This is a genomic window from Streptomyces sp. NH27, assembly GCF_056859195.1.
In genome coordinates this window covers 1-10251 of sequence record NZ_JACEGK010000282.1, presented here as the reverse complement: position 1 = coordinate 10251, position 10251 = coordinate 1, and the positions used below count along the sequence as shown (strand labels likewise).

At 73.6% G+C, this 10251-nt stretch carries 9 protein-coding genes; 1 reads left to right on the top strand and 8 read right to left on the bottom strand.

The annotated features are described in order from the left end of the window. Positions 1-10: 10 nt before the first annotated feature. The 6 genes from efeB to AC13HU_RS22205 form a co-directional block, all read right to left on the bottom strand. Positions 11-1366, bottom strand: a complete 1356-nt coding sequence (gene efeB / locus AC13HU_RS22230) for an iron uptake transporter deferrochelatase/peroxidase subunit (RefSeq protein WP_483043683.1) — start codon at positions 1364-1366, stop codon at positions 11-13. Next, positions 1363-3540, bottom strand: coding sequence for a copper resistance CopC/CopD family protein (locus AC13HU_RS22225; protein WP_483043682.1), 2178 nt, complete (start codon positions 3538-3540; stop codon positions 1363-1365). Before AC13HU_RS22225 ends, efeB begins: the two co-directional genes overlap by 4 nt. A 7-nt stretch (positions 3541-3547) precedes the next feature. After that, positions 3548-4111 (bottom strand): copper chaperone PCu(A)C, encoded by a 564-nt coding sequence (locus tag AC13HU_RS22220; RefSeq protein ID WP_483043681.1) that lies wholly within the window; start codon positions 4109-4111, stop codon positions 3548-3550. After that, positions 4108-4767 (bottom strand): SCO family protein, encoded by a 660-nt coding sequence (locus tag AC13HU_RS22215; protein ID WP_483043680.1) that lies wholly within the window; start codon positions 4765-4767, stop codon positions 4108-4110. The genes AC13HU_RS22220 and AC13HU_RS22215 overlap by 4 nt, the downstream gene beginning before the upstream one ends. A gap of 88 nt (positions 4768-4855) precedes the next feature. Next, on the bottom strand, positions 4856-5692 hold the full coding sequence (locus AC13HU_RS22210; RefSeq protein ID WP_483043679.1) for a YcnI family copper-binding membrane protein: 837 nt from the start codon (positions 5690-5692) through the stop codon (positions 4856-4858). A gap of 240 nt (positions 5693-5932) precedes the next feature. After that, complete coding sequence (locus AC13HU_RS22205) at positions 5933-6802, bottom strand: hypothetical protein (RefSeq protein WP_483043678.1); 870 nt, start codon at positions 6800-6802, stop codon at positions 5933-5935. Between the two features lie 403 nt (positions 6803-7205). Between AC13HU_RS22205 and AC13HU_RS22200 the strand changes: the two genes are divergently transcribed. Next, positions 7206-7649: an ATP-binding protein gene (locus AC13HU_RS22200; RefSeq protein WP_483043677.1), complete on the top strand. Its 444-nt coding sequence runs from the start codon at positions 7206-7208 to the stop codon at positions 7647-7649. 16 nt (positions 7650-7665) lie between these two features. On the opposite strand, the gene AC13HU_RS22195 is transcribed toward AC13HU_RS22200, so the two are convergent. Both AC13HU_RS22195 and AC13HU_RS22190 read right to left on the bottom strand, forming a co-directional pair. After that, positions 7666-9078: an aminopeptidase P family protein gene (locus tag AC13HU_RS22195; RefSeq protein WP_483043684.1), complete on the bottom strand. Its 1413-nt coding sequence runs from the start codon at positions 9076-9078 to the stop codon at positions 7666-7668. 289 nt (positions 9079-9367) lie between these two features. After that, the coding region (locus AC13HU_RS22190; RefSeq protein WP_483043676.1) for a PP2C family protein-serine/threonine phosphatase at positions 9368-10251 on the bottom strand (884 nt) is incomplete at its 5' end.

Below are 10251 nucleotides of genomic sequence, written 5' to 3'. Positions count from 1 at the left end.
CCCTGTGGGGTCAGCCCTCCAGCAAGCGCTGGCCGACGTACTCGCCCTTCCCCGCCCCGCCCGGCACCGCGAAAAGCCCGCTCGCCTCGTGGCGCAGGAAGCGGGACAATCCGTCGGCGCCGTCGAGTTTGCGCTGGACCGGCACGAAGCCCGTCATCGGGTCGGCCTGCCAGGCGATGAAGAGCAGCCCGGCGTCCGGGGTGCCGTCGGTGCCGATGCCGTCGTGGTAGGAGAAGGCGCGGCGCAGCATGGCCGCGCCGCTGTTCGACGCGGGGGCGGCCAGCCGGATGTGGGCATCCCCCGCGATCGCCAGCGACCGGTCCGGGTTGATCTTGTCGAGTTCGACGGGTGTGGTCTCGACGCCGCCGGACAGCGGCGCGCCGTCGGACTTGCGGCGCCCCACCACCCGCTCCTGCTCGACCACCGACAGGTGGTCCCAGGAGTCCAACAGCATCCTGATCCGCCGGACGACCGCGTACGAGCCGCCCGCCATCCAGTCGGGGGAGCCGGTCGCCGGCACGAAGATCCGCTTGTCGAAGTCCGGGTCGGACGGTTTGGGGTTGTTAGTGCCGTCGATCTGCCCCATGAGGTTGCGCGGGGTGCGGGGCCGGTCGGTGGCACCGGGGGCGCGGTTGAACCCGTTCATCTGCCAGCGCACGGTCGCGGTGCCGGCCGCCGCCTTCTGGAGCACCCGCAGTGCGTGGAAGGCGACCAGAGCGTCGTCGGCGCCGATCTGCACCCACAGGTCGCCGTTGCTGCGCTTGGGATCGAGATGGTCCGAGGGAAAGTCCGGCAGCGGCGCCAGCGCGGTCGGCAGCTTCGACGCCAGCCCGGTCCGCCCGAAGAAGCTGCGCCCGAATCCGATGGTGACGGTCAGCGAGGACGGCCCCGCGTCGTCGGCGACCTGGTCGTCGTACGCCGCGGGGGTAGAGGGGTGCCCGGCCGCGGTCATCTCCCGCACCGCGTCCGACCAGCGCCGCAGTAGTGCGGCCGCCGCCCGGCGGTCCGCGCCGGCCACCAGGTCGAAGGCAGCCAGGTAGCCACGGGCCTGCGTGGGCTGCACGATTCCGGCCTGCCGGGCGCCCTCGAACGGGATGTGTGCCGAGCCGACCGTCGTCAGTGCGGTCGGCTCGTCCCTGGTGCCGACCGCCACGGCGGCGCCCGCACCGCCGCCGACCACGAGCCCGGCCGCCCCGGCCGTGCCCGCGGCGCCCAGCAGCCGCCTGCGGCTGACCCCGGGCCGGGCCGCATCCTGCTCAGCGCCCGGCCCCGCGTTCCGGCCGGAGCCCTGCCCGGCGTCCTGCCCGGCCGTCTTCCTGACGGCCTGCCCGGCGGTGCGCCCCGCCGCTTTGTTCGTGGCACTCACGAAGTGACCTTCACCTTCTTCGTCTCCGTCACCTCGTCGATGTCCGAGGTGCGGACGGTGACCGACATCTGCCAGGTGCCGGGCAGCGGCAACTGCGCCGCGCTCGCCGTCCACCTGCCGGTGCCGACGTGCTTGAGCGTGATCGGGATCGGGCCGAGGTTCTGTGCGGGCAGCGTGAACGCCAGCCGCACCTCGGGCACGTCGACCGGGGTGCCGGCCGCGCCGTTGATCACCAGCTGCACCTGGTTCGGGGTCGCGGCCCGCCCGGGCGTCACCGTGACCGCCGCGGTGCCCTTCCCCTTCGGGCCGCCGGTGTCGTACGGCACCGTGACCGCGATCCGCCCCTGCCTGGACGGCGCCGTGCCCGTACCGGTGCCCGAAGGCGCGGATGGAGCGGGTGCCAGGGACTTCTGCTCCTCCGCGGCCCGCCCGGGTTGGGAGCCGGACAGGATCGTGGTCACCCCGAGCAGCACCACGGCCACCGCCGCCTCGGCCAGCACCGAGCGGCGCAGCGCGCCGCGGAAGGGGTCGGCGTCCAGGACCTTCCTGGCTCGCGCCGCGCTACGGGCGGCCTGCTGCCGGCGTAGTTGCGCGGCCCGGGCACTGTCGGCCCCGCCCGCACCACCGCCGCCGGACGCCGCGCCCGCCTTCGAGGCCGTCCCGTCCGTGGCCGCCGCCACCGGCTCCCGTACGTCCTCCGCCACCGCGGCGCCGACCGAGGCCGTAACCGCCGCGGAAGCGGAAGCCGAAGCCGTGGCCGGGGCCTGCCCGAGCCGTGCGGTCCAGCGTCGGGAGAACCAGGCGATGGCCACCAGCGTGCACACCAGCCCGATCTTGATCAGCAGCATCCGCCCGTAGGAGGTGCCGGTGAAGGCCCGCCAACTGCCCATCTGCCGCCACGCCTGGTAGATACCAGTGCCGACCAGCAGCGTGATCGCGGTGAGCCCGAGCAGCGAGAAGCGGCGTACGGCGTAAGGCTCGATCGGGCGGCTCGCGATCGAGGGCGCCCACAGCGCGGTCAGCAGGGTGATCAGGCCGCCCAGCCAGACCGCCATGGACAGCAGGTGGACCACGTCGACCGGCATCGCGACCTGGTGCTGGATGCCCACGGAGGCGTGCTCGGCCATCGCCCAGGTCGCCGCGATGCCGACTGCGATCACGGTGCCGCCGATGCCCAGCCCCCAGGCGAGGTCCGCGCGTTCCTCCGGGTCCTCCCGTCTGGCGTAGGACCCGAACAGCACCGCCAGGAACACCGCGGCCGCCGCGAGCAGCAGCAGCCGGGACAGCAGCGCCGCCCCCGGCCTGGTCTGGAGCTGCTCCCGCATCACGCCGAGGTCGAGCGCCTGCCCGAGCCCCTTGCCGTTGACGTACGGCCCGCGCAGCAGCAGCAACGCGATCGTGGAGGCGGCCATCGCCACCCAGCCGGTCGCCGCGATCCGCTGGAGCGGCCGCAGCAGCGCGCCGCGCGGCCAGCACACCGACAGGAACACCGAGGCGCCGACCAGCAACGCGAAGCCGGCGTACGCGACGTAGCGGCCGACGCCGTACAGCGTGCTGGCCGCGCCGCCGCCGCGCGCCGCGACACCGGACAGGTCGACGTCCGTCCTGGAGGGGGTGCCGATGGAGAAGGTGAAGGCGCCGGCGACGGGGTGACTGTCCTGGGAGATCGCTCGCCAGGCCACGGTGTAGGTGCCGTTGCCCAGGCTCGGTTTGAGGGCGATGGTCGAGGTGGCGCCGGAGTCCTTGCCCTGCGCGTGGCCCGGTGTGCCGACGGCGACGTTGGTGCCGTGCGGGTCGAGTACCCGCAGCGAGTCGTCGGACAGCAGCACGCCCTCGGAGAAGGTGAGCACCACCCGCTGCGGCGCCGTCCTGACCACCGACCCGTCGGCCGGGTCGGTGCGGATCAGAGCGGCGTGCGCCGAGGCGGGTACCGCCGTGCCGAGCAGCAGCCCGACCAGCGCGCCGAGCCCGACCAGCAGCGCCGCCGCGCGCCGCGGCCAGGACCATGCCGCCCACGCCGCGGACGGACGCGCCCGGGCCTCACCTGACCGGGACCGACCTGACCGTGCCTGACGCGCCCACGGCCGAGGCGACTGCGACCGAGGCGGCCGAGACGGCTGCGGCGGACCCGGTCGCCGGGCGTCCGCTCGTCGTACGTACGACCGTGTGTCCATCGGCTGTTCAGCCTCCTGGGTGGTACGTCGTCGGACGCACCGGCACGGTGACGGTCACCGTGGTCGGCGTGGCGTGCGCGAAGTGCAGGGTCAGCGTCACCTGGTCGCCCACCGCGGGCTTGTGGGTGAGGTCCTCCAGCATCAGGTGGTTGCCGCCGGTGCTCAGCGTGAGCTTGCCGCCGGCCGGCACGGGCAGCGACATCACCTGCTGCATGGTGTCGCCGGTCGTGGAGTGCAGGGTGGCGTGCGCGGCCAGGTCGCTGGTCACGGAGGTGAGTCGGGCCGCGGTGCCGCCGGTATTGGTGACGGTGAAGTACGCGGCGGCCATGTCGGTCAGCAGCGGCTGCGGTATGTAGCCGCCGGTCACCGCGAGTTCGGCGGGGCCCGTGGCCTTGGCGCCGGCCGTGGCGCCGCCGCGGGAGGCGTCCGGGGCGGCCGCCGAACCCGTCGAACCCGCCGATGACGAGCAGCCGGTGAGCGCGATGGTGCCGCCGGTCGCCACCGCGGCGAGGGCCACCAGCGCGGCCGCACCGGCCCGGGTGCGCCGCCCGGCGGACCTGGTCGCGGTCACGACTGCTCACTCCTGATGATCTTCGGCAGCTCGCGGGCGTACTGGTCCGCGGTGGTGCCGGACATGTACACCACGTGCGCCTTGTTGTCCTTGGGCCAGAAGCCCAGCACCTCGGCGCCGTGGGTGACGGTGATGCTGCCGTCCTTCTCCTTCACCGGCGGGTCGATACCGACGCCCAGCGTGCGGGCGGCGGCCTGGATCGTGCTGAACTTGCCGGTCAGGCCGATGAAGCTCTTGTCGATCGCGCCGAGCCAGGCGTCCAGCCGGCCCGGGGTGTCCCGGTCGGGGTCGGAGGTGACGAAGAGCACCTGGAGCTTCGCCTGGTCGGCCTTGGGCAGTTTCGACTTGGCCAGCGCGATGTCGCTCATCGTGGTCGGGCACACGTCAGGGCAGTGGGTGTAGCCGAAGTAGAGCAGCACGGGGTGTCCGGCGGTCTGCTTGACCAGGTCGAACGGCTTGCCGTGGTTGTCGGTCAGCACCAGGGAGGGCTTGGCGAACGGCGTGTCCAGGGCGATACCCGGTCCCTGCGAGGCGTGGGTCGACACGACGGCCACGGCGTTCGAACCGCTGCCGGAGGACGAACTCCCGCACGCGGTGAGCAGGAGAGCAGCCGACGCGGTCACGGCGACTGCGCCGAGTTTGACGGTGGTGCGCATGAGAGATGTTCCTGTTCGCGAGTGCTCGAAGGGGCCGGGCGGCCGCGGTCCTATGGTGCGCGTACCGCGACCGCCCGGCGGCGGCCGGTCAGGCCGAGGGCGCGGAGGGGCCGTCGGCGGCGCCGCCCGGGGTGCCGCCGGCGGCACCCGTGGACGAGGCACCGGACGCCCCGGAACCGCTTGCGACCGCGGCCGTACGCCGCCGCCCGCCGTACACGCCGAAGCCGACGCCGATCACGCCGACCACGATCCCGGCCACGCCCAGCGCGCGTGCGGTGTCGTCGCTGCCGCTCGCCGACGCGGTGGTGGTCGCCGCGCCCTTGCCGCCGGCCGGCGGGGCCGCCGCGGGGCTGCCGGCCGCGGCGGGTGCCGCACCGGAGTCGCTGCCCGCCGCGGTGAGCTTCAAGGTCGGTGCCGGGTTCTGCGGCTCGGGCTGCCCGGCCTGCGGGATCTCGATCCACCGCACGACGTTGCCGTCGCTGTAGGTCTGGAGCGCCTTGAACGCCAGCGAGTCGGCGTTGTCCGGCAGCGGCCCGAAGGAGACCGGGAACTGCTGGAACTGCCCAGGATCGATCTTCCCGCCGGTCCAGGTGATCTTGGTGACGGCCGAGGTGACCGTGCCGTCGTCGGTCTTCAGCGGGGTGGCCAGCTTTGCCGTGGTGACCTTCGCGGTCCAGCCCGGGACCGGCTGGATCGACACCGAGGCGATCGGGTGGTCGGTCGGGAGGTTCACCTCCAGCTTGATGGTGGAGGCGTTGTCCTCCTCGCACGGCACCTTGAACGAGATCGTGCTGTAGCTGCCCTTGGCGGCCGAGTCCGGCTGCACGGTGACATGGGCGAAGGCAGGTACGGCGGCCAGCAGGACGGCGGAGCCGGCGAGCGCGGCGACGGTTGCGGCACGGCCGCGCATACGGGAACTGCTCATGGCAGGGGTATCTCCACGATGAAGTGGTGCGCTGACGGTGGACCGCGCACAGCGGAGTGCGCGGGCGACGCGGGCAGCCCGCCCCGGACCCGCACGCGTACCCGTACCGGGACCCCGGCCTGCGCGTGCGCGTACAGGCACGCGGTGCGGGGGACCGTCGGGGTACGAGGGGTGCTCGTGGGAGGGCGGCCGGGCGACCCGCGCGTCCGTCGGTGCTCCCCGTGAGGAGCCGACGCCGCGTCAGGCCGCCAGTGCGACCACCGGGGGACCGCGCCTGGCCAGGCAGTGCCGCAGCCAGACGGTACGGTGCCGGGCCGGCGCAGACCACGTGGCGCCCCGTATCGGGCGGCGGGCGCAGGGCACGGCGGCGGCGAGCGCAGCCAGCAGCGCGCAGGCCCGGCGCAGCGCGGAGGGCGCCAGCGAGGTCAGCCCCGCGGCGCCGCGCACCGACAGCCGGATCAGCCGCCACAGTGCGGCCTCGCCGCGTCGCAGCAGCAGCCCGGCGAGCACGGCGGCCAGCAGGTGGCCGAGCAGCATGGGCGCCGAGAACATCGACAGCAGCATGGAGGGCAGCGACGCGTGGGAACCGTGCGCGCCGGAAACCCCGGCGAGCCCCGGCATGCCCGGCATCAGCATGTCCCGCGGGTGGGTGGCGGCGCCGACCGCGGCGGGGTCGATCCCGGCCCGTAGCACGATCTGCCGCGCGGCCCCCGGGGTGAGCGCGGCCGTGCTGCCGCCGCCGCAGACCAGCCGGGCGGCGACGGCGACCAGGTCGTTCGTGGAGCCGCTCCGGGTGGAGCCGGTGACGGAGGCGCACATCTGCCCGGTGCTGAACACCAGGTGCAGGGCGAGTTGGCCGAGGGCGAGCAGCGCGGTGATGCCCGGCAGCCCTCGCTCCCGGCCCGCGAGCGGGGCGACGACCGCGAAGACCGCCAGCCAGCCCCACACCAGTGAACCGGCCGGAACCGCCCGCCCCGACGCCATGGCGTGTCCGACCGCGGCGAGCAGCACGCAGACCGCGGTGAACACCGCGGTCCGCAGCAGTCGCATCCCGGCGCCCGCGCGCACGGTGGGCGCGGGTCGGCAGGAGGCGGAGGAAGGCACAGCCATGACGGCGGTCATCATCTCACTGCCGGTTCCGCCTGCCTACGGCGCCCTTGCCCCCGCCTACCCGCCGGGCCCCTGCCCGGGCCCCTGCCCGTGACGTGACCGGCGAGGTGATCCGGTACGCGGTACGGCCGTTGCCCTGGGCGTACGGGCCTGCGCCGCCGTACGGCCCGCCGCCGTATCGGAGCCGCGTCGTACGACCCCCGCGCAGTCCTTAAACGCACCGGGTATCGCCGTTCGCACCGGTGCCCTTCGGTGCCGACGGTCTTGACAGCCGCGCCTCTACACCGCCGCGTGTGGCTGCCGCATCCGCCGAATGAGCGGCATCACGTCAACATCACGCTTACGCCCGGGCTTTCGCGGCAATACGTAACCGTATGTCGAGCCGCAGCCAGGAGGCTGGAGCATGAGCATCTGGTGGTCACTCCATTTGCGGCGCGAGGCTGCGAGCGTCCCGCTGGCCAGGAGACTTCTGCTGGGGACCATGGAGACGGCCGGGGTCGACCCCGACATCTCCTTCGATCTTTCGGTGGCCCTCTCCGAGGCGTGTGCGAACGCCGTGGAACACGCCGGTTCGGCCACGGGCTACAGCGTCACCGCCGAGATCGACGGCGACTGCTGCCGTATCGAGGTCGCCGACTCCGGGCCGGGTCTGCCCCGCGACCACTTCCGCCTGCCGGCCCGGCCGCTGACCCTGCGGGGCCAGCACGCCGAGCACGGCCGGGGACTCTTCCTGATCGAAGCGCTCGTCGACCATGTGCAGTTCCACGACCGCCCCGGGCACGGCACGGTCGTCGCGTTCGACAAGGTGCTCAAGTGGCGGGAGGACGCCCTGCTCAAGGCGTCCTGACCCGCCACACAACTGGTCAGCCGTTCAGCCCGGCCATCCACTGCTCGACCTCGTCCGAGCGGCGCGGCAGCCCCGCCGACAGGTTCCGGTTGCCGCTCTCGGTGACGAGGATGTCGTCCTCGATCCGCACCCCGATGCCGCGGTACTCCGCCGGCACCGTCAGGTCGTCCGCCTGGAAGTACAGCCCGGGCTCCACGGTGAGCACCATGCCCGGCTCCAGCGTGCAGTCCACGTACGTCTCGGTGCGCGCCTGGGCGCAGTCGTGCACGTCCAGGCCGAGCATGTGCCCGGTGCCGTGCAGCGTCCAGCGCCGCTGGAGGGCGAGTTCGAGTACCCGTTCCACCGGTCCGTCCAGCAGGCCCCACTCGACCAGCCGCTCGGCGAGCACGCGCTGCGCCGCCTCGTGGAAGTCGCGGTAGGCCGCGCCGGGCTTGACCGCGTCGATACCGGCCTGCTGCGCGTCGTGGACCGCGTCGTAGATCTTCTTCTGCAGCGGTGAGAACCGGCCGTCGATCGGGAGGGTGCGGGTGACGTCGGCGGTGTAGAGGGTGTGGGTCTCCACGCCGGCGTCGAGCAGCAGCAGTTCGCCGGCACGGACCGGGCCGTCGTTGCGCACCCAGTGCAGGGTGGTGGCGTGCGGGCCGGCGGCGCAGATCGAGCCGTAGCCGATGTCGTTGCCCTCGACGCGGGCGCGCAGGAAGAAGGTGCCCTCGATGTACCGCTCGGAGGTGGCCTGGGCGCGGTCGAGGACCTTCACCACGTCCTCGAAGCCGCGGGCGGTGGAGTCGCACGCCTTCTGGAGTTCGCCGATCTCGAACTCGTCCTTGATCAGGCGGAGCTCCGACAGGAAGACCTTAAGCTCCGTGTCCCGCTCGGCGGTGACCTTGTCGGTGAGGGCCGCCTCGACCCCGGCGTCATAGCCGCGCACGACGCGCACCGGGCCGGTGGCCCCGCGCAGCACGTCGGCGACCGTGCGGACGTCCTTGCACGGCAGGCCGAGCAACTGCTCGCCCTCGGCCAGGCTGTTGCGCCGCCCGACCCACAACTCGCCCTGGCCGTCCAGCCAGAACTCGCCGTTCTCCCGGTCGGAGCGCGGCAGCAGGTACGCGGTCGCGGCGTGGCCGCCCTCGGCGAGCGGTTCGAGGACGAGGACGGCGTCCTCGGTCTGGTCGCCGGTGAGGTGTACGTACTCCGTCGAGGCACGGAAGGGGTATTCCGTGTCGTTGGCGCGGGTGCGCAGATTGCCCGCGGGCACCACGATCCGCTCGCCCGGGTAGCGCGCGGACAGCGCGGCGCGGCGGGCGGCGGCGTACGGCGCCTGCGCTATCGGCTCAAGGCCGCGCCGCTCGGTGTCGGCCCAGCCGGACTTCATGACCGCGGACAGTTCGTCGGAGACCGCGGGGTACAGCCCGTTCTTGCGCTGCTTGATCGGGCGGTCCTGACCGTCGGCCGTGGCCTCGCCCGCCTCGTCCGCGTCGGCGGACTCCCGCGCCGCGAGCGCTTCTTCCTCCTGGCCCCCCGCCGCGTCCTGCCTGTCCTCGGCCTTCGCCACGTCCTGCCTCCTCAGAATGAACTTTCGTCCATCGTATGGGCGCCGGACGGCGTCGGGTCAGGGCGCCTGTGGATAACCGTGGACAACAGCGGGGAAGGGGGTAGAAGTGGCGGAAAGGTCACATGGGTCAGACCCGCCGGCGGCGTCACCATGCACATCATCACTGTCAGTCGTCGAAGCGCACGGCCAGCAGCACCAGGTCCTCCAAGTGGTCCGCCCGGTCCCGCCCGTCCGGGAAGAGCGTGCGCAGCACATGGTCGGCCAGCGCCTCCGGGTCGGCCCGTACGCTCCTGGGCGCGACCTGCGCGGCGGAGTGCAGCCGGGACAGCGCCCAGTCCGCGGGCTCCCCGGTGCGGTGCAGCAGCCCGTCGGTGTAGAGCAGCAGGCTCTCGCCGGGCCGGACGACCAGCTCGGCGCAGGGCGCCTCCCAGCAGCTCAGCATGTTCAGCGGTGCGGAGAGCGAGGTCTCCACGTACTCGCAGCGCCGGTCGCCGACCACCAGCGGTGGGCAGTGCCCGGCGCCGGCCATGGTCAGCTTGCGGCCGCCGCCCGGCAGCGAGGTGGCGTACGCGAACAGCGCGGTGGCCGAACGGGCCGGCTCGGTCAGCCGCATCAGAAGTTCGAGGTCGGAGAGCACCGCGACCGGGTCCTCGCCCTCCATCACGGCGTACGCCCGTAGGGACGCCCGCAGCCGTCCCATCGCGGCGACCGCGCCCGGCCCCGCGCCCGTCACGCCGCCGACGGCGAGCCCGAGGGCGCCCTCGGGCAGCGGCAGCGCGTCGTACCAGTCGCCGCCGCCGCGCGGGCCGGTGGTGTGGCGTACGGCCATCCGCAGGCCGGGCACGCGCGGCAGCCGGGCCGGCAGCAGCTCCTCGGACAGTGCGCGGGCCGCGGCGCGGGCCCGGCTCAGGGCCAGGCAACGTGCCACGTGTTCGACGGCGTACCGCAGGTAGAGGCTGACGAGACGGCGTTGTCGGTCGGCGGGCTCGGCGGGTTCGTCGTAGAACCAGACGGCGGTGCCGAGGCGGCCGGCGGGGCGGTCGGTGGGGC

Excerpts from the sequence above, each read along its gene's own strand:
- AC13HU_RS22225 (WP_483043682.1), bottom strand. The coding sequence starts at position 3,540 with ATGGACACACGGTCGTACGTACGACGAGCGGACGCCCGGCGACCGGGT.
- AC13HU_RS22210 (WP_483043679.1), bottom strand. The coding sequence starts at position 5,692 with ATGAGCAGTTCCCGTATGCGCGGCCGTGCCGCAACCGTCGCCGCGCTC.
- AC13HU_RS22215 (WP_483043680.1), bottom strand. The coding sequence starts at position 4,767 with ATGCGCACCACCGTCAAACTCGGCGCAGTCGCCGTGACCGCGTCGGCT.
- AC13HU_RS22205 (WP_483043678.1), bottom strand. The coding sequence starts at position 6,802 with ATGGCTGTGCCTTCCTCCGCCTCCTGCCGACCCGCGCCCACCGTGCGC.
- AC13HU_RS22200 (WP_483043677.1), top strand. The coding sequence starts at position 7,206 with ATGAGCATCTGGTGGTCACTCCATTTGCGGCGCGAGGCTGCGAGCGTC.